A 20,002-nucleotide genomic window follows, 5' to 3' on the forward strand; every position below is an offset into this window, starting at 1 on the left:
GCCGCTTTCACAGCCGCTCGACGACGAGGTTCGACAGGACGGCTTCGCCGGCCTGGGGTACGAAATCCAGGCGCAGGCTGCCGTCCGCGACGTCGACCTCGAAGCTGCGCACGAGCGCGGTGGCGGGTGCGCCGGCCGCCGCCACGATGTCCAGGTCGTCGATGCGCGTCACGCCGTTCGCGTCGACACGGAAGCGGCGCGTACCCGGCTGCGCATTCCGGTCCGGGTCGAGGAAGCCCAGCGTCACCCGGTAGCGGCCGTCGTCGAGCGGGATGCGGTAGCCGAACGTGCCGTGCCGTACGGCCGCCCACAGTGCCGCGTCGGCCGGATCGGTCACGTTGGCGACACGGACCCCGAAGCGCGTGCCGTACGGCGAGTCCAGCTCCAGCGGCGTACCCTGGCCGCCGACGAAGTAATTGTCCGAACCATAACGGTGGCCATCCTTCGACACCAGGCCGGTGGCGACCTGTCCGGCGGCCAGGTAGACGTTGCGCGCGTTGTCCGGCGCGAGCGTCCAGGCGACGGTATCCGTCACGGTGTGCGTCCCGTGCGTGCCGCGCGCCTCGATGCGGTTCGCGCCCTCGGCGAGCACGACCCCCGGGAATACGCAGGTGCGCAGTGGACATGCCGCGGCGCTGCGCACGCCGATGTCGCGGCCGTTCAACGTCAGGCGCACCGTATCCGCGTTCGAGTACACACGCACGTCCGTGACGCGATATGCCCGCGCCGTGTAGCGCCGTCCGGTAATGTACGTGACGGGAGCGTCGCTCCAGTTGGCCTTGTAGAAGTAGAACGGATCCTTGCGGGTCGCACGGTCGAATGTGACGAGGCCCTTGGTGTTCGTCCCGCCGATGTCGCCCTCGTGGCGCGTGCCGGAGCCGAAATCGAACATGGACCAGACGAACGTGCCCCACAGGTAGTCGCGCTGCGCGAGCGCCGCGTAGACCTGTTCGTGCACGTGATTCGCGTACCCCTCGGGCTGGTGGACGGTGCGTGCGCGGCCGTGCATGTCCATGCTGCCCACGAGGCCGCCGAGCGGGTTATCGGTCTGCTGGGTCAGGGCGGCGCCGGCGCCGTATTCGGACACGCCGAGCGGTTGCGCGGGATATTTGGCGTGGAAGCGGTCGAGTGCCGCGCCGAACGCGTCGCCGCCGCCGGGGTAATACCACAGGTGGTAGCGGTTCACGGCCCAGATGTCCGTGATGCCGCCCGTCGGGAGCACCGGAAACATCGGTCCGACGACCGGATAATCCTCGTTGAAATCGGCGAGCGTCGTCGGCCGGCCGGGGTCTTCCCGCTTCGCGAGCGCATGCAGTCGGTGCAAAACCGGCGTCACGGTGTCGGTACCGCGGCACGTCCCGCCCATCGCCACCTCGTTGGCGATCGACCACATGGCGATGCCCGGATGGTTGACCTGCTGGCGGATCATCTCGCGCAGCTGGTCGTCGAGGTTGTCGAGGAAGGCCGGCGGGATCGCGGCACCGGCCTTGCAATCGGCCGGCGTGAGGCTGCGTTCGACGAACGGCAGTTCCGACCAGACGACGAGGCCCAGCCGGTCCGCCTCGTCATAGGCATGGGCGGCGTGCGGATAGTGCGCGAGGCGCACGGCGTTGGCGCCCATCTCGCGCGCGATGGCCAGCGACGCGTCGATCTCGCGCGGCCCGATGGCCCATGCCTTGTCCTGCCAGTCCTGGTGCAGGTTGACGCCGTGGAGCCGCAGGTGACGGCCGTTCAGGAACAGGCCGGCCCGTGCGTCGAAGCGGAATGTGCGGATCCCGAACGGCTGTTCGACCCGGTCGATCACGCGCCCGTTGCGGTCGAGCAGGTCCACGCGGAGGCGGTACAGGTAGGGATCGTCCGTGCCTTGCCAGGGGCGCGGGCGAGCGACGTCGAGCGCCAGTTGCGCGCGCGCCGCGCCCGCGCCGGACACGCGCACGGGACGGCGGCCCGACGCGACGGTGCGGCCGGCCGCGTCGATCAGCGCCGCGCGCACCGTGCCGGCGTCCGACACGTTTTCGACAGTGGCCCGGACCCGCAGCGTGGCCCGGCCGGGGCGCAGCGCGACCGTCTCGGCGACCACGCCGCTCGCGCCGTGGTCGCCGAGCGCCAGGTGGGTGCGCGCCGGCGTCTCGATCAGCGCGACGCCACGATACAGGCCGCCCGAGATGTTGAAGTCGCCGCCCAGCGGCGCCACCGCGGTCGGATCGTCGCCGTGCACGGGCGCGCTGTTGTCGACCTTGACGAGCAGGACGTTCCTGCCGGCGGCGAGCTTGCCGGTGACGTCGAAGCGGAACGCCGTGAACGCGCCGCGGTGGCGGCCCAGGTAGCGGCCGTTCAGCCAGGCGTCGGCCACGATGGCGGCGCCGTCGAATTGCAGCCACGCGTTCGCGGGCACACCGGCATGGTCGAACTCGAGCCGGTACCAGCCGCGTCCGCGCTTGTACGGTGTGCTGTCCGGCCCGGTCTGCGCCGTGCTCGCGGCGTCGCGGGCGTTCCATGTATGCGGCAGGGCCACGGGTTGCCAGTCCGTGCCGGACGCGGCGAGCGCGGCGTCGTCGGCCAGCGCGTCGTCCTGCACGAAGCGCCAGTCGGCGAGCAGGGGCGTCGTGCGGCGCACCGCGCCGGCCGCCGCCGCGCGGCCCGCGCTGGGCAGTACGGTGCAGGCAAGCAGGGCCGCCAGCACGACGGCGCGCAGCCGGGGTGGGGCGGCCGTCACTGCGGTACCAGTTCCGACGCGCGCATCCACTGGACGAAATGCCCGATCCAGTTGTCGGCGCTGGTTCCCGTCTTGCGCATGCCGAAACCGTGGTCGCCGGCCGCGTACACGTGCAGCTCGACCGGCTTCCCGGCCGCGCGCCAGTCTTCGAAGATCGGCACGCCGGCGCGTCCCATCAGCGCGTCGTCGGCCGCCAGCGCGACGAAAGCCGGCGGCGCGTCCCGCGGGACCGGGCGCTCCGGTGCGGCGCCGTAGATCACGCCGATGAAGTCCGGGCGGCTTGCCGGATCGTACGCGGTGGCCACGTTCATCGCCGTGATGCCGCCGGCCGAAAAGCCGATGAAGCCGATGCGGCGCGGATCGATGCGCAGGCCGGCGGCATGGGCGCGCACGTAGCGCATCGCCGCCAGCCCGTCTTCCTGCGCCTGCAGCACGGCCGGGCTTTCGTTCAGGTCCGTGCGCGTGCGCGGGCGCGCCGCCGCGCCGCCGAAGCGCGCGCCGACCTTCTGCAGGAAGGCGTGGGGATCGGCGGGCGTCGGTTCGAGCCGGTACGCGAGCACGAAGCACGTGATGCCCCGTTCGGCCAGGTAGCGCGCGACCAGCAGGCCCTCGCTGTCGAACGACAGGCTGAGGAACGCGCCACCGGGAGCGATGACGACCGCCGTGCCGTTGGCCTTCCCGGCTGCCGGCAGGACCGGATACAGCGCCGGCTGCGTCACGTTGCGCAGGGTCGTCTGGCCGAACATGGTCTCCCAGGTGTCGGTCGCACGGGTGCCTTCGGCCGACAACGGGATCGGCTTGATCGCCGGCGCCGCCGCGGGGCGCGGTGGATTGGCCTGCGCCAGGCGGGCAAACTCCTCGAATCCGGACTTGCGGGCCGCGTCATCGGCGTGCGCGCCGGGGCCGGACAGCAGGATGGCCGCCGCCCAGGCGGACCGCAGCAGTGGGGGAAAATGCATGTCGTCTCCTCGTTGCAGGTTATCGGGCGCGGTGCCGCGCGTGGATGCGCAGCAGCGCCATGAAGTCGGCGTAGTTCAGGCGCGGATCGAGCGAGTGCGCCATGCGGACCTCGCGTCGGTTGACCTCGCGCACCGTGAACGGCGTCGCCGCCGGGTCGAAGGCGGTCGCGGTGACGAGCGGGCTGTCGCCGAACGTCAGCGTGCCGCCCGGCTGCACGAATGGCGGCAGGTGGCGGTACTGGTCGACCAGCCAGCCGGACAGCGGCGAGATGGAACGAAAACCGGTGTCCAGTTCCGCGACCGAGACCTGGAAGCGCCGGTATTCTTCCTGCGGGATCTGCAGGATGGGGATCTGCGTGTCCTCGAAGACGAAGCGGGCCGCGGCGGAATCGGTGTCCAGGTTGTACTCGGCGCCGCCGCCGGTCGAACCACCGATCCACACGAGCCGCATGCGCCTGGCGATGTCCGGACGCAGGCGCAGCGCGGCGGCGACGTTCGTCAGCGGCCCGCCGCAGGTGAGCACGAGGGGCAGGGGATCGTCGCGCAGCGCTTCGGCGACGATCGCACCCGCCGCGGCGTCGCCAGCGCCCGCGACGATGGGCGGCCTGGCGCCGGCCGGCCAATGGCGCAGCAGGTCGCCGGCCAGGCGCGCGCCGGTTGCCGCCGACCGGCCGGGATCGAGTCCTGCCAGCGCCGCCAGCTTCGCATCGAGCGGGGAGGTCGTGACGAGCACCGTGCGCGTCGCGGGCGCCAGCAGCTGGTGCGCCAGCGCGACGAGTCCATCCGGATCGCCGGCGAAGTCGTTGTCGACGATCACGCGCGACAGCGGGCGCTGGACGATGCCGTCCGGCGGGCGGCCCAGCGCATGGGCGACGGGCAGCGCGGCGAGACAGCCCAGCAGATGCCGCCGCCTCACTGGCGCACCTTCAGCGTGACGGGACCGATCAGGCCGGACGGCCGCAGCGGCGCATCCGCCTTGTACGTGGGCGCGGCGGTGAACGTGACCTTCGTGGCACCCGGCTGCGCGTCGCCGATCAGCCGGTTCACCCACAGGTTCGCGACCCGTACCTCGACAGTGTTCGCGCCGGCGGATACGAGCTTGCCGATGTCGACTTCGTAGGGCGGCTTCCACGCGACGCCGGCCGGCTTGCCGTTGACGAGGACTTCGGCCACGTCGCCCACCCGGCCGAGATCCAGCTTCAGCGCGGCGCCCGGCTTCACGCCGCCAGGCAGCGCGAACGTCGTGCGATAGAGACTCGCGCCGGAGAAGTACTTGATGCGCGGGTCCGTGCTGTCCGCGAGCGAGCCCGGACGTCCGTTCTCGATGGCGGCCGGTGCCGCGAGGCCGTCGAAGCGGATCGTCCAGGCGCCGTCGAGCGTGGCGACCGGCGACCACGCCGGCGTGGGCACCGTGACCGCTTTCGCCGTGGCCGGGCGGCGGAACACGACGAACACGGACTCGTTCGCGTCCAGTGCCAGCGGGACGACCGTGCCGGATTTGTCCGTGCGGTAGGTTGCCGGCCCGGCGCGGCCGGTGTCCGCATGCCAGAACTCGGCCGTCTTGCCGCGCACGTTGAAGCGCGCGTCGGTGCGGACCGCCTTGCCGGTATGGTTGGCGATGAAATAGACATCGCCATCCGCCAGGCGCCGGTGCACGAACGGCAGTGCGGCGCCGTCGTAGGCGACGTCCGGCGCCTGGCCCACCTGCGCGAGCGCGGCCTCCACGTCGCGGCCCGCGATGACGCGCCCCTTGCCGACCTTCGTGACGGCCGCGCCGCTCCACATCGTCCTGACGAGTGCCGCGAATGCGGCCGGATCGTCGGCCAGGGCGGGCGTGGCGACGGGCGCCGGCCCGACGATGGTCGCGCCCTGCGCGGCCAGCGCATGCAGTCGGCGCAAGGTCGCCAGGGTCATGCGCACGCTCGACCCGCCCAGATACAGCACCCTGTAGCGCGCGCCGCTGGCCGCGACGAGGTCCCCGTCCTTGACGGACAGCATCTGCTGCAGGGCGTCCGCGTTGACGAAGTCGTAGGCATGGCGGCGCGGCGCATCCGCCGGCTGGCCGCGTTTGTAAAGCGCGACGAGCGGCGCTTCCTCGCCATAGAAATAGGCGACGTCGGCGTAGAAGCGGCCCTGCTGCAGCATCCAGCTGCTGCGTGCCATGTAGTCGACCCACGGCCGCGCCATGCCGGCCCACGTCTCGTTGCGGTTGAAGTACTGGCCGAAGATCGCCAGCGACAGCCCGGGTTTCCTGTCGTCGTCCAGCGGCTGGTGGACCGACGTGTGAATCACCGGCAGGTTGATGCCGCTGGCGAATTCCGTGTCGATCATCGGGCGCAGATCGGATGGCGCGAACGCCCACGGGGCCATCGCGCTCGTCATGGATTCCGCCGCGACGAGGTTCTGTCCGTAGGCGTGCGCGACGGACGCCGCCCCGCGCATGTCCGCGATGGCGGTCGGGTTGGGGCCGAATTCCGGGCGGTACGTCCACATCGCCGCCATCGGCACGGTCGCGTGGCTGCGCATCGCCATGTCGTCGCCGAGCGTCACCCTGGAACTCTCCAGCGCTTCCCCGTACACCTTCAGGCCGTGTTCGCGCGCCACCGCCGCCACGGTGCCATAGTGTTCGCCGGCCAGCAGGTCGGCGAGCGTGCGGCGCCAGTCGTAAAGAAAGGCGTCCGTGCGGGCGCGGTTGCCGATCACGACGCCGGTCAGCGCGGGCAGCCACGGCCGGGCGTCATAGCCGCGCAGGCGCCGGAACTGCTCGAGCAGGCGCGGGGTCCAGTTCGACGAGCCCACTTCGATGCTGTCCGTGACGAGCGCGCGCACGCCATGCGCGCCCACGAGGTCCTTGCTGGCCGCCCGTTCGTACTTCGACAGATACGTTTGCAGGTAGCGGCGCACCGCGGCACCGTCGTACTTGTCGACTTCCAGGCCGGTCGCTTCCGGCGTGGCCGGATGGTTTTCCGTGCCCGTCAACGACCAGCCGAGACGTACGAGCTTCCACGTGCCGGCCGGGGGCGTCCAGGCGAGCGTGCCGTCGGGGCGCAGCTTGTCGGTCAGGTCGACGATGGCGGCCGGATCGACACCGGATTCGCCCGGATCGGTGCCGGCGTCGAGCGCATAGTAATCGTCGGCCGTCGCGAAGCCGGCCTTCGTTTCGAACTGGTTGACCCTGGGTTCGGCCGACAGGACAAGGTGCGCGAGTTTCAGACCCTTGGCCTGGCCGATGGACCCGAACGGCCCCGTGTCCGCGCCCGGCACGGGCATGAACTGGGGATTCGGCGTGGCCGGCTTCGCGCTGACGACGACGCGGAAGTGCGCCGCGGTCACCGGCGCGAAGCCGGCGCTGGCCGGCACCAGCGCCAGCGGCAGGTCCGCCACCTTGCGCCACGCCGCGCCGTCGTCGCTCGCTTCGAGCACGGACTGGTACGCGGCGCCGTCGAACATGGAAGCGGCGCCCGGCGCGAAGATCGTCGCGGCGCGGATGGTCTGCGGGGCCGGATAATCCAGCGTGATGACGACCGGATGGTCGGCCGTCGGTGCGGGCAGGTCGACGGTGTCCTCGCCCGCCTTTGCCAGCTTGTGCGCCTCGATGGCCATTCCGCCGGCGCGGACCGCAGGCAGCGGCAGCGCGGCCGCCTTCATGGGATAGGCGAAGACGGCGATGTCGCCGCCGGCGCGCGCGAGCTTGTCCGGGGCGGGGCGCTGGCCCATGATGTCCGGCTGGACGAACAGGTCCTGGAACGGTCCCGTCGTGCGCGGCGCGGCGGGCAACGCGACCGGCTGGCCGCCCGCGACGGTCGTTTCGCTCCACACGAGCTTCTTCATGCCGTCTTCCGGCGGCACCCACGGCCCGCCCGTCTCGCTCCAGCCGGGCGAGGCCGCGATGCCGAATTCCAGCCCATGCCGTTCCGCCAGCCGCGCGGCGTGGCGGAACGCGTCAGCCCAGTCGGCGCTCATGTAGGGCAGCCGCTTGGGCACCAGTTGCGGCGTCATCATCTCGGCGTCGAAGTTCTGCAAGCCGCCGAGGCCCGACCGCGCCATCCAGGCAATGTCCTTCTCGATACCGTCCTTCGTGATGTTCCCGTTCAGCCAGTGCCACCAGACGCGGGGGCGGGCGCTGTTCGGCGGGCTGTCGAACCCCGCGGCGACCGGGTCGGCCGCCCAGGCCGGGACGGACAGGCAGGCGAGGGCAGCGGCCAGGGCGACGCGGCGCACGGTGTGGATGTGTGCCGCCATGCTCAGAACCGGTAGTCCAGGGTCACGCCGATGCGGCGGAACGAGTTCTCGCCGAGGCTGTAGGCGAAGCCGGAACCGGCGCCCTTGCCGGGCAGCGGGTAGATGATGGCGTTCGGCACGCGCTTGTCGCCCAGGTTGCGGTCGTACAGTTCGACGCCCCAGCGGTCGTCCGGCGAACGCAGCGCGAGTCGCAGCGAGCCGACCGTGTGGCCGCCGAAGCTGCATTCCGGATCGAGCGAGTTGCAGTAACGGACGCGGCTCTTGTAGACGATGTCGCCGCCCAGCTTGAGTTCATAATCGCCCGGCAGCGTCCAGCTGTAGTCGCCGTTCAAGGTCGCCTTGTTGCGCGGCGAGTACAGGAGGCGCTGGCCGCCGACGTTCTCGTTGTCGAAGGTGAAGCCGACCGGGTACGCGGTGTCGAGGATCATCGCGACGGACAGGCCCAGCTGCAGTTCCGGCAGCGGCCGCGCGCGGATGTCGGCCTCGATGCCCTTGCTCGTCACGTTCGGCACGTTCAGCGGGATGCAGGACAGCGCGCCGACGGCGGTCAAGGTGCAGTTCTGCTCCTGGAAGTCCTTGATCTTCGTGTGGAACGCGGCCACGTCGACGTCCAGGCGACGGTTCAGGAACGACATCTTGGCGCCGATCTCCACGCTCGTCGGCAGTTCCGGCTTGACGATATAACCGGCGAAGGTGCCGGAGGCGCTGGCCTGGTTGACCGGCGTGTCGTTGTCGATCTGCGGCCCCTTGTAGCCGCGGCTGACGGTGGCGTAGAGGTTCGCATCCTTCGACAGCGTGTGCTGCAGCCCCAGCTTGCCGGATACGTTGGACTCGCTCGCGCTGCCGCTGGCCGACTTGACGGTGGCGGGGAGCGCGAAGCCGGCGAAGCTCACGACGCTGCTCTGCGTGAAACTGGACGACACGCTGTCGCGGGTGTAGCGCAGGCCGGCGATGGCGCTGGTGGCATCGGTGAGGCGGTACGTGGCCTGGCCGAACAGCGCCTTCGTCGTCAGGCTCGCATGCTGCAGGTTGTTGGTGGCGATCGAGCGGGGCACGGGCGGCGAGGGCAGCACGGGATTCGGCTCGATCAGCACGTTGGCGTTCTTGTCGTTGGTCGAATCCGCATAGAACAGGCCCGCCACGTAGTCGAGCGTCTGCTTGCCCGGCGAGGCGATACGAAGCTCTTGCGAGACCTGGCGCGCGTTCTTGTACGGATCGTGGTTGGAGACCTTGTCGTACGTCGTCGACATGCCGATGTTGACGCTCTCCGGGCCCTGCTTGCGCGTGCGGTAGGCCGTAATCGACGTCAGGGTATTCCCGCCGGCCAGCGTCCAGTCGACCTGCCCGGAGAAGCCGCGCACCTTCGCGCGCGTGAGTTCGTCGCCGTCCGAGCAGACCTGGTTGTTCGTCTTCGAGACGGTCACGCCGCAGGACGCGAATTCCGCCGCCGGCTGGTGGTTGCCCGCCGTGTTGGTGGCGTAGGCGACGGACGGCGCGAAGAACACGGCGTTCTCGCTGCGCGTGTTGGACGCGTCCGCGATCAGGTTGACGGCCACGTCGCGGTTCGGCTTGAGCAGGTAGCGGATGCGCGCGCCGCCATTGTCCGTGACGCTGTCCTCGTCGGTCAGCACGTTGTGGTAGACACCCTTGTTGCGCTCCGCGATGCCGGAGATGCGCAGCGCCGAGATGTCGTTCAGCGGGATGTTGCCCGTGGCGCGCACGGCCGCGCCGTGGTCGCCCTTGAATTCCACCTGCACGTTGCCGCCATGGTCGCCGATGATCGGCGCCTGCGTGGCCATGTTCAGCACACCGGCGGACGCGTTCTTGCCGAACAGGGTGCCCTGCGGTCCGCGCAGCACTTCGACGCGGGCCATGTCCAGCATCAGGCCGCTCGCGGTGGCGCCCAGCGGCACGCCGTCGACGACGACACCGACCGAGCTCTCGGCCGACAGGGTGAACACGGCGGTGCCGATGCCGCGGATCGACGCGCTGCCGCCGGCGCCGCCGGCCGACTGGTCGCCGAATTCCAGCGAGGCCGCCGTCCTGGCGAGGTCGCCGATGTCCTTGACGCCGGCGCGCTCCAGCTGCGCGGCGTTGACGACCGTGATGGCGACGGGGACTTCCTTGATGCTCTGGCTGCGCTTTTGCGCGGTGACGACGACGGTCTCGATGCCTTTCTCGATCCTGGCGGCTGCTTCAGGGCTGGCGCCGCTGTCGCCGGTTTGGGCGGAAGCCGGGTTCCAGATCGCGGCGAGGCTCATGGACAGGATCGTGAGCGAACCGATCGCCGACGGGGTGCGGGGTGCGTGCATATTGTCTCCTAGTGTGGGCCGGTCACCTGCCGGCCTGTTGTGTTCAGGCGAATCGAGTATAGGGACGCACGTCGGGCATCCCAAAGCCGTATTCCGTGATACCTGCTATCTGCGTTCGCGGGTGATGATCAGGCGGCTGATCGATCGGATTCGCTGATACGTCCTATCGAAACTCTGGCCTTCGGGTTGGCGGGGTGCGCTGCTATCGTTTTCACACAAAAAAACGCGAGGAGACATCCCATGCACATCACCCCCGAGGCGGGCCGCGGCCGCGCCACGCTCATGCTTTGCCATTTCGCCGGCATGGTCGACCTGGTCGCGCTGCCCGTCTGGGTGGGCACGCTCGCCCAGCACTACGGCTTCGACCTGGAACACGCCGGCATGATCGTCACCGCATTCCTGCTGGGCGCCGTCGGCGCGAGCCTCGTGGCGGCGCCGCTCTATAACAGGCTGCCTCGCGCGGCCTGCGCGTTCGGCGGCTATGCCGTGGCGGCGCTGGCGTTCCTCGGCGCGTCGCGCGTCGCCGGTTTCGGCGCGCTGGCCGCGCTGCACGTGGTGGCGGGCCTCGCGACGGGCACCGCGCTGTCGGTCGCCCACGGCACCATCGGGCGCAGCGCCAATCCGCACCGCCTCTTCGCCATGGCCGGGACGGCGCTGGGTATCGGCGCCGTGATCTTCTATGGCGCCGTGCCGCCGGCCGTCGCGGCACATGGCGGGCCGACGCTGTTCCTCGTGTTCGCGGGCCTGATGGGCGCGGCGGCGCTGGCGTGTGCTGTCGGTTTTCCACAGGTTGTGACAAGCGGTCGCGCCCAGGTGGCGGCGCCGTTGCCGCGCGCCGCCTGGTGCGCGATCCTCGGCGTCGCGTGCATGGCGCTGAACCAGGCGCTCACGTTCAGCATGCTGGACCGCATCGGCGTGCTGCGCGGCTTCGGCCAGGACAAGGTGAACGGCCTGCTCGTCGTATGCGGCCTCGTCAACCTGCTGCCGGCCGCCATCGCCGGCATGCTGCAGAAACGCCTGAATCCCTTGCGGGTGGCGCTCGTCGCGGCGCCGCTGCAGGCCGCGCTGGCGCTGGTGGTCACGCTGTCCGGCGACTTCCTGCCGTATGCGCTGGCCGGTGCCGTCTACCCGGCCGTGCTGATCTTCACCCACACCTTTTTATTCGGCCTGATCGCCCGGCTGGACCCGAGCGGCCGCGCGCTGGCCTCGACGCCCGCGATGATGATGACCGGTTCCGCGATCGGTCCCGCACTGGCCGGCGCCGTCGCCATGCGGGCCGGCTTCGGCGGCCAGGCGGCGCTGGCCGTGCTGGTCGGCTTCGGCGCCACGCTGTGCTTCGCCCTCGTGGCGCGCCGCGCCCACCCATCCCTGAAGGAGGCAACATGAACCCATCCAATCCACTCACCCTGGCGCAGGCAAGCGCGATCCTCGCTGCGGCGCTCGCGGCCGCGCGCGCCGACGGCTTGCCGCCCGTGGCCGTTGCCGTGCTGGACGCGTCCGGCCACACGGTCGCCCTGCAGCGCGAGGACGGCGCCACGCCGCTGCGTGTCGACATCGCCATCGGCAAGGCTTATGCCGCCGCCGGCATGGGCGTCGCCAGCCGCGTGCTGCACCAGCGCGCGCAGGACAATCCCGTGTTCTTCAATGCGCTGGCCTCGTCCAGCCAGGGAAAATTCATCCCGCAGGCCGGCGCGGTTGCGATCCGCGCGGCGGATGGCACCTTGCTGGGCGCCGTCGGCGCCAGCGGCGGCACGGGTGCCCAGGACGAGGCGATCTGCGCGGCGGGCGTGAACGCGGCGGGACTGGTGGCCGCATGAGCGTCGCGCACACCCCCGGCTGCGCGTGCGGGATCGACGTGCATGCCCACGTGATCCCGCACGACCTGCCGCGCTACGTCGGCAACCGCCTGCCGCCTGACTGGCCGGCCATGGCACCCGCTCACGCGTGCCACCGGCACGTCGTCATCCAGGGCAGCGTGTACCGCACCGTGTCCGAGCGCGCCTGGAGCGCCAGCCGCCGCATCGAGGACATGGACCCGATGGGACTGGCCGTGCAGGCGATCTCGCCGATGCCGGAATTGCTGTCGTACTGGATGGAGCCGCAGGCGGCCTCCCAGCTGCTGCGCTACATGAACGAGCAGATCGCGAACATGGCCGCGCTGTCCGGCGGACGCCTCGTCGGCATGGGCGCCGTGCCGCTGCAGGACCTGGACCTCGCGCTGGCGGAACTGGACCACGTCGCGGACAAGCTGGGCTTCAAGGCCATCGAAGTGGGCAGCAACATCAACGGCAAGGCGATCGGCAGCCCGGAATTCGCGCCGTTCTTCGCGGCCTGCGCCGGGAAGGGCGTCGCCGTGTTCGTGCATGCGCTGAAACCGGCCGGCGCCGACCGTCTCGTCGGTCCGGACAAGCTGCTGCCAGCGCTGGCATATCCGACCGACGTGGGCCTGGCCGCCGCTTCCGTGCTGACCTCGAACCTGATCGGCCGCCATCCGGATCTGAAAATGGCGTTCAGCCACGGCGGCGGCACGCTCGCGGCGCTGCTGCCGCGCCTGGAACAGGCGCGCCAGGTGTTCCCGGCGCTGCGCGACGCGATGCCGGAGAGCCCGTCGGCGCAGGCGCGCAAGCTGTTCTACGACACGCTCGTGTTCGACGCGCCGACGTTGCGGCACCTGATCGACCGCTTCGGCGCGTCGCAACTGATGATCGGCACGGATTACCCGTTCGCCTTCCACGACGCGCGCCCCGTCGACAGCATCGCCGCGGCCGTCGCCGATGCGGACGTACGCGCGCAACTCGTCACCCATAACGCGGCCCGTTTCCTCGGGCTTTAACAAGGAGTCAACATGCCCGCATCCCCCGCCGGCCAGCTGCGCAGCATCGCCATCGGCGTCACCGACCTCGACGCCGCCGAGCGCTTCTACAACGATACCTGGCATTTGCAGACCGTCGCGAAGACGCAGGATGCCGTCTACCTGCGCGGCGCCGGCCAGTTTCACCATATTCTCGCGCTGCACCGCAGTGCCAGGCCCGATGTCCGCAACGTCACGTTCAGCGTGGCGGAGCGTGCCGATCTCGATGCCATCGCGGCGCGCACGCCGGGTGCCGGCGGCCGCGTGCTGGCCGGTCCATTCGACGTCGACGAGCCGGGCGGCGGCACGGCCGTCACGATCGCCGACCCGCAAGGACGTGTCCTTCGCTTCGTGCACGGCGACGTACGCCACGCGGAAAGCGCGCACGTGGACGCGCCGAGCCGCATTACGCACGTCGTGTTCAACAGCGCCGACGTGGCGGTCGCGCAGCGCTTCTTCGAGGAGGCGCTCGGGTTCCGCCTGTCGGACCGCACGAAGATCATGGCCTTCATGCGCTGCAACAGCGACCACCACAGCATCGCGCTCGCGGACAGCAATGCGGACACGCTGAACCACATCGCCTTCGTCATGCCGGACCTGGACGCCGTGATGCGCGGTGCCGGCCGCATGCGCGACGCCGGCTGGCCCATCGAATGGGGCGTCGGCCGCCACGGCCCCGGCAACAACGTCTTTGCCTACTTCGTGGGACCGGACGATTTCGTCATCGAATACACGGCCGACGTGCTGCAGGTGGACGACACGTACAAGGTCGGCGGGCCGTCCGACTGGCAGTGGCCGCCGGGCCGCTTCGACCAGTGGGGCGTGTCGCAGCCGCCGTCGGACCGCATCAAGCAGGCGCAGAAAACCATCCGTTTCATCGAACAATAAGGAGCAGCAGTGAAATTCGTCACCTACCGCAACGGTAAAGAAAACCGCCTGGCCGTCGTCGACGGCGACCACATCGTCGATATCAACCGTGCCGTGCCGGACGTCCCGGCCGACGTGCGCGCCGCACTGGCGGGCGGCGTGGACCTCGTCGCGGCGGGCCGCCGCGCGCTCGACGCCAATGCCGAACGCCAGCTGCTCGCCGCCGTCGCGCTGGCGCCCGTCGTGCCGGAACCCGGCAAGACCGTGTGCCTGGGCCTGAACTACTACGACCACGCCGCCGAGAGCGGCCGCGAGAAGCCCGTGTACCCGTGGTTCTTCCTGCGCGGGACGACGTCGTTGCTGGCGCACGGCGAAGCGTCGCCGCGCCCGCGCGTGTCGGAAAAATTCGACTACGAAGCCGAACTCGCCGTCGTCATCGGCAAGCGCGCGCGCCACGTCAAGCGCGAGGATGCGCTGGACTACGTGTTCGGCTATGCGTGCTTCAACGACATCTCCGTGCGCGATTACCAGAAACGCACGCCGCAGTGGACCATCGGGAAGAACTTCGACCGCACGGGCGCGCTGGGCCCCGTGCTGGTGTCCGCCGACGAACTGCCGGCCGGCGGCGCGGGCCTGGCTATCCGGTCGCGCCTGAACGGCCGGGTCATGCAGGATGCGAACACGAAGGACATGATCTGGGACGTGGCCGAGACCATCGCGCTGCTGACCGAATGCCTGACGCTGGAGCCGGGCGATGTGATCGCGATGGGCACCCCGGCCGGTGTCGGCCAGTCGCGCACGCCGCCGGTGTGGATGAAGGCCGGGGACACGATCGAGGTCGAGATCGAAGGCGTCGGCCTGCTCGTCAACACGATCGAGGACGAGCAGCCATGAACGGCGACTATGACGTCGTCGTCGTCGGTTTCGGCCCGTCCGGCGCCGTCGCGGCCGCGTTGCTGGGGCAGGCCGGCGTGCGCACGCTCGTCGTCGACCGCACCCACGAGGTCTACCCGAAGCCGCGCGCCATCGCCCTCGACCACGAGATCATGCGCGTGTTCCAGAACCTGGGCCTCGCGGATGCAGTGTCGCCGCACTGCGAACCGTTCACGCCGTCCGAGTACTACGGCGCCGACGGGCGCCTGATCAAGCGTCTCGCCACCGTCGAACCGCCTTACCCGCTGGGCCATACGCCGTCGATGGTCTTCACGCAGCCGCCCGTGGAAGCGGCACTGCGGCGCCACGTGCAGGGGCTGCCGGCCGTCGACGTCGTCCTGGGCCGGCGTTTCACCGGCGTCGAGCAGGATGCGGACGGGGCCACCGTCCACTTCGACGAGGGTTCGGTGCGCGCCCGCTACGTGATCGGCTGCGACGGCGCATCGAGCGCCGTGCGCGACGCCGTCGGCATCACCCTGGAAGACCTGGAATTCGACGAGCCGTGGCTCGTCGTGGACGTGCAGGTCAACGAGAAGGGCCTGGCCAAGCTGCCGGCAACCAGCGTTCAATATTGCGAACCCCGGCGTCCGTGCACGTACGTGATCGGTCCGGGCAACCACCGGCGCTGGGAGATCTCGCTGCTGCCGGGCGAGGATCCCGCTTACATGGCGACGGAAGAGGGCGCGTGGAGCGTGCTGCAGCGGTGGATCGGCCCCGAGGACGCGACCCTGTGGCGCCAGGCCAGCTACCGCTTCCACGCGCTCGTCGCACGTGAATGGCGCGTGGGCCGCGTGTTCATCGCGGGCGACGCCGCGCACCAGCAGCCGCCGTTCCTGGGGCAGGGCATGTGCCAGGGCGTGCGCGACGTCGTCAACCTCACGTGGAAGCTGCGCGCGGTGCTCGGCGGTGAAGCGCCGGACAGCCTGCTCGACACCTACACGGCGGAGCGGCGCGAGCACGTGCGCCGGCTCACCACGCGCATCAAGGAAATCGGCGCCGTCATCTGCGAGCGCGATCCCGCCCGCGCGCAGGCCCGCGACGCCGCCCTGATCGACGCGGCGGGCGGCACCATTCGCACCGTGCCGCGCCAGGACATCATCCCGCCGCTGATGGAAGGGCTGCTGGCGTCCGGCGGGCGCGCCGGCACCGGCACGCTGTTCCCGCAGCCGCGCGTGAACGGACCCGCCGGCGCGGCGCTGCTGGACGAGCTGGCCGGTACCGGCTGGCGCATCGTGACGGACTTGCGCACGGCGCAGCTGCCGCCTGGCCTTCTGGTTCTGGCGGAGCGCCTGGGGATGTTGATCAGCATCCCGTCCGATGCCGCCGGGTTCTCGAGCGGGCCACACCGCATGCAGGCGGATGAACTGGACGGCGTGCTGGCCAGCTGGTTCACGCGCCACGGCTGCCATGCGGCCATCGTCAGGCCCGATCACTACGTCTATGGCGTGGCCGACAGCGGGCCTGCACTGTACGACCTCGTGGCCGGCCTGGCGAACACACTGCATTAACACATAACAAAGGAGACAACATGAATCACGATGCACGCCGCCGTACCTTGCTGGGACTGGGCACGGCACTCGCCGGCGCCGCGCTGCTGCCGGCCGCCGCGCATGCCGCAGCCTCGCGGGGAACGTTCCCCAAAGGCTTCCTGTGGGGCGCCGCCATCGCGGGCCACCAGGCCGAAGGCGACAACGTCGCGAGCGACGCGTGGCTGCTGGAAAACATCCAGCCGACGGAATTCAAGGAACCGTCGGGCGCCGGCGTCGACCATTACCGGCTGTACGACCAGGATATCGGGACGCTGGCGTCGCTGGGCCTGAACACGTTCCGCTTTTCGATCGAGTGGGCGCGCGTGGAACCCGTCGAAGGCATGTTCTCGGTGGCGGCGCTGGAGCATTACCGCGACGTGCTGCTGTCCTGCCGCAAGCATCGCGTGAAGGCGATGGTGAGCTTCAACCACTTCGTCACGCCCGCATGGTTCGCGGCGCGCGGCGGCTGGGAAGCGGACGGTTCGGCGCAGCTGTACGCCCGCTATTGCGACAAGGTCGCGCGCCACCTGGGCGACCTGATCGATGTTGCGACGACGTTCAACGAACCGAACCTGCCGCGCCTGTTGTTCGGCATTCCCGGCCCGCTGTCCGGCATGGCCGACAACCCGCGCATGAAGGAGATGCTGGCGAAGGCGGGGCAGCTGGCGGGCACGGGCAAGTGGTCATCGTGGATCTTCGGCGACTTCGCGAAGATCGAGGCGGGTTTGCTGCGCGCGCATGCCGCGGGCTACCAGGCCATCAAGGCCGTGCGCCCCGCATTGCCGGTCGGCTTTTCGATCGCCATCGCGGACGACCAGGCCGTCGACGGCGGCGAGGCAATGCGCGACCGCAAGCGCGCGATCGCGTACGAGCCGTGGTTCCGCGCGATCGCCGAACACGGAGACTTCATCGGCGTGCAGACCTATACGCGCGAATTGATCGGGCCCGACGGCGTGCGGCCGCCGCCCAAGGATGCGACGTTCACGTCGGCGCACATGGAGTACTACCCGCAGGCGCTGGAGGCGACGATCCGCTACACGGCGCAACATGTGAAAGTGCCGATCTACGTGACGGAAAACGGCATGTCGACGGACGACGACACGCAACGCATCGCCTACATCCGGACCGCAGTGGCCGGCGTCGCGAACTGCCTCAAGGACGGTATCCCAGTGAAGAGCTACATCCACTGGTCTCTGCTCGACAACTTCGAGTGGATCTTCGGCTACGGCCCGCACTATGGGCTGATCGGCGTCGACCGTACGACGATGAAGCGCACGGTGAAACCGAGCGCGCGCGTGCTCGGAAAGATCGCGCAGGCGAACGGCATTACCGCTTGAACCGGCGATAGCAGGTATCGCCAAAATAGGCTTTGGTCGGACCACTTCAGCCGATAAGCTGAGCCTATCTGATGTGAACAACAGGGAGACACAACGTGGGCGGTATCATTTTTGAAAACGTAAGGATCTTCGACGGCAGCCAGATGCGCCCGGGGATCGGCGCGGTGCGCGTGGAAGGCAACCGCATCGCCGAGGTGGCGGACGGCACGCGCGGTATCACGGCGCTGGCCGGCGACCGCGTCATCGACGGCAGGAACGGCACCTTGATGCCGGGCCTCGTCGAAGCGCATGCGCATCTGTCGTGGCCCAGCTCCGTCGAGCGCTTCGTGCCCGGCATGGCGCTGCCGCCGGAAGACCTCGTGCTGACGACGGCCCGCAACGCGCGCATCCTGCTCGACCACGGCTTCACGAGCGCCTATTCGGCCGGCGCGCTGTCCAAGTCCGTCGAGACGGTGCTGAACACCTTCATCACGAGCGGCGGCATGCCGGGGCCGCGCCTCGTCGCGTCGTCGATCGAGCGCGAACCGCCGACCATCGAGGAACTCGATCCGGGCAAGGTGGCCGAGCATGGCCGCGGCCCGGATGCCGTGCGCGCCTTCGTGAAGGATTGCGCGGCGATTGGCGCCAAGTCGGTGAAATTCCTGCTGTCCGGCGAGGACGCGCTGAAGCCGGGCGCGTCGCAGCAGCTGATGTACACGCAGGAAGAGGCCGATGCGGCCGGCGAGCAGGCGCGCGAATCCGGCGTGTGGCTCGCGTGCCATGCGCAGGCGTCCGACGCCGTCAAGATGGGGCTGCGCGCGGGCTTCCGCGTGCTGTACCACTGCACGTACGCGGACGAGGAAGCGCTGGACATGCTGGAAGCGCGCCGCGACGACGTGTTCATCGCGCCCGCCATCGGCATCATCCAGGCCACGCTGGACGCGGCCCCGCCCCCGCACTTCGACATGAGCCACATGAAGAAGAGCGCGGCGGAAGTGCTGGACCTGCAGAGGAAGCTGGTGCCGGAACTGCGCCGGCGCGGCCTGCGCGTGCTGCCGGGCGGCGACTACGGCTTCCCGTTCAACCCGAACGGCCGCAACGCGCGCGACCTGGAACTGTTCGTGAACCTGCTGGGCTATACGCCGGAAGAAGCGCTGTCCGCCGCCACCCTGCTGGGCGGTGAGCTGATGGGTATGGGCGACGAGCTGGGGCAGGTGAAGCAGGGCTTCCTCGCCGACCTGCTGCTCGTCGACGGCGATCCGACGCAGGATGTGACGATCCTGCAGGACCGCAAGCGCCTGCGCGCCATCATGAAGGATGGGCGCTTCCACAAGGATCCGGCGCTGGCCGCGCTGTAAGGAGTACGGATGACGTTGAGCGACAAGCATATGGAGATCCTGCGCGCGGTCCGCGCCGCGGGCCCCGTGATCGACCCGCCGGCCGCGAAGGCCCTGTACGCGCCGCTGCTGGCCGACATGCCGCGCGGCGCGGAACCGCTGCGCGACATCGCCTACGGGGACGACGAACGCCACCGGCTGGACGTGTACGCTGCGGCCGGCGCGACGGGACCGGCGCCCGTCGTCGTGTTCCTGCACGGCGGGGGCTTCATCCGCGGCGACAAGGCCGATCGCGCAGCCGTCGGCCATTATTTTTCGCGGCATGGCGTGGTGGCCGTGCTGCCGAATTACCGTCTCGGCCCGAAGCACCGGTGGCCGGCCGGGGCCGAGGACGTGTCGTCGGTACTGGCGTGGACACGCGCCAACGTGGCGGCGCACGGCGGCGATCCGGACCACATCGTGCTCGCGGGCGAATCGGCGGGCGCGGCGCACGTGGCGGCCGCGACGCTCGTCTCCCGTTTCCATCCGCCCGAGGGCCTGAACATCGCGGGCGCGTTCCTCGCGTCGGGCGTTTACAACGCGGAGCTGGAATTCCTGGCACGCGCGCAGCTGGGCATCGCGACGCCGGATCCGCGCAATGAGGCCTACTTCGGCACGGATTTCGCGAGCTACCGCGCGATGTCGACCGTGGAACTTATCGACGCCGCGCCGTTCCCGCTCGCGATCACGTACGCGGAACTGGACCCGGTCCAGATGCAGGCGCAGGCCGGGGAGTTGTTCGCGCGGCTCGTCACGCGCCACGGTTTCCAGCCGCGCATCGGGGTCGTCGCGAACCACAACCACCTGAGCCAGGTCCATGCGATCAACAGCGGCGACGACGCGCTGGCGGCGCCCCTGCTGGCCTTCGTGCGTGACAGCCGCATGAAAACTCCCTAAAGTA

The 20,002-nt window shown here is 70.0% G+C and carries 14 protein-coding genes; 9 read left to right on the forward strand and 5 right to left on the reverse strand.

The annotated features are described in order from the left end of the window. Window positions 1-7 precede the first annotated feature (7 nt). From P0M04_RS23800 to P0M04_RS23820, 5 genes are read right to left on the reverse strand one after another with little or no spacing between them, the layout of a single operon-like run. Window positions 8-2,716 carry a glycoside hydrolase family 2 TIM barrel-domain containing protein gene (locus P0M04_RS23800; protein WP_259449311.1) on the reverse strand — a complete coding sequence of 903 codons (2,709 nt, stop codon included), beginning with the start codon at window positions 2,714-2,716 and terminating at the stop codon, window positions 8-10. Beyond that, the gene (locus tag P0M04_RS23805; protein ID WP_259449310.1) at window positions 2,713-3,675 is read right to left on the reverse strand and encodes an alpha/beta hydrolase; all 963 of its coding nucleotides are present in this window, start codon (window positions 3,673-3,675) and stop codon (window positions 2,713-2,715) included. Before P0M04_RS23805 ends, P0M04_RS23800 begins: the two co-directional genes overlap by 4 nt. Before the next feature lie 19 nt (window positions 3,676-3,694). Continuing rightward, window positions 3,695-4,591 carry a nucleoside hydrolase gene (locus P0M04_RS23810; RefSeq protein WP_259449309.1) on the reverse strand — a complete coding sequence of 299 codons (897 nt, stop codon included), beginning with the start codon at window positions 4,589-4,591 and terminating at the stop codon, window positions 3,695-3,697. Then, on the reverse strand, window positions 4,588-7,917 hold the full coding sequence (locus P0M04_RS23815) for a glycosyl hydrolase (protein ID WP_259449308.1): 3,330 nt from the start codon (window positions 7,915-7,917) through the stop codon (window positions 4,588-4,590). The genes P0M04_RS23810 and P0M04_RS23815 overlap by 4 nt, the downstream gene beginning before the upstream one ends. A gap of 2 nt (window positions 7,918-7,919) precedes the next feature. Then, window positions 7,920-10,229, reverse strand: a complete 2,310-nt coding sequence (locus P0M04_RS23820; protein ID WP_259449307.1) for a TonB-dependent receptor — start codon at window positions 10,227-10,229, stop codon at window positions 7,920-7,922. Between the two features lie 240 nt (window positions 10,230-10,469). Between P0M04_RS23820 and P0M04_RS23825 the strand changes: the two genes are divergently transcribed. The 9 genes from P0M04_RS23825 to P0M04_RS23865 all read left to right on the forward strand — a co-directional run bounded on the left by P0M04_RS23825 (window position 10,470) and on the right by P0M04_RS23865 (window position 19,998). Beyond that, the gene (locus tag P0M04_RS23825) at window positions 10,470-11,615 is read left to right on the forward strand and encodes an MFS transporter (RefSeq protein WP_259449306.1); all 1,146 of its coding nucleotides are present in this window, start codon (window positions 10,470-10,472) and stop codon (window positions 11,613-11,615) included. Further along, entirely contained in the window at window positions 11,612-12,046 is a 435-nt protein-coding gene (locus P0M04_RS23830; RefSeq protein WP_259449305.1) for a GlcG/HbpS family heme-binding protein, read from the forward strand. The genes P0M04_RS23825 and P0M04_RS23830 overlap by 4 nt, the downstream gene beginning before the upstream one ends. Then, the gene (locus P0M04_RS23835; protein ID WP_259449304.1) at window positions 12,043-13,062 is read left to right on the forward strand and encodes an amidohydrolase family protein; all 1,020 of its coding nucleotides are present in this window, start codon (window positions 12,043-12,045) and stop codon (window positions 13,060-13,062) included. The genes P0M04_RS23830 and P0M04_RS23835 overlap by 4 nt, the downstream gene beginning before the upstream one ends. A 12-nt stretch (window positions 13,063-13,074) precedes the next feature. Beyond that, entirely contained in the window at window positions 13,075-13,968 is an 894-nt protein-coding gene (locus tag P0M04_RS23840) for a VOC family protein (protein ID WP_259449303.1), read from the forward strand. 9 nt (window positions 13,969-13,977) lie between these two features. Next, the gene (locus tag P0M04_RS23845) at window positions 13,978-14,841 is read left to right on the forward strand and encodes a fumarylacetoacetate hydrolase family protein (RefSeq protein ID WP_259449302.1); all 864 of its coding nucleotides are present in this window, start codon (window positions 13,978-13,980) and stop codon (window positions 14,839-14,841) included. Further along, window positions 14,838-16,388 carry a bifunctional 3-(3-hydroxy-phenyl)propionate/3-hydroxycinnamic acid hydroxylase MhpA gene (gene mhpA, locus P0M04_RS23850; RefSeq protein WP_259449301.1) on the forward strand — a complete coding sequence of 517 codons (1,551 nt, stop codon included), beginning with the start codon at window positions 14,838-14,840 and terminating at the stop codon, window positions 16,386-16,388. Before P0M04_RS23845 ends, mhpA begins: the two co-directional genes overlap by 4 nt. A 20-nt stretch (window positions 16,389-16,408) precedes the next feature. Then, entirely contained in the window at window positions 16,409-17,746 is a 1,338-nt protein-coding gene (locus P0M04_RS23855) for a glycoside hydrolase family 1 protein (protein ID WP_259449300.1), read from the forward strand. Between the two features lie 95 nt (window positions 17,747-17,841). Continuing rightward, window positions 17,842-19,083, forward strand: a complete 1,242-nt coding sequence (locus P0M04_RS23860; protein ID WP_259449299.1) for an amidohydrolase family protein — start codon at window positions 17,842-17,844, stop codon at window positions 19,081-19,083. Between the two features lie 9 nt (window positions 19,084-19,092). Beyond that, window positions 19,093-19,998, forward strand: coding sequence for an alpha/beta hydrolase fold domain-containing protein (locus tag P0M04_RS23865; protein WP_259449298.1), 906 nt, complete (start codon window positions 19,093-19,095; stop codon window positions 19,996-19,998). Window positions 19,999-20,002: the final 4 nt, after the last annotated feature.

Origin of the sequence: Telluria mixta, assembly GCF_029223865.1 — a bacterium.
GTDB classification, from domain to species: domain Bacteria; phylum Pseudomonadota; class Gammaproteobacteria; order Burkholderiales; family Burkholderiaceae_D; genus Telluria; species Telluria mixta.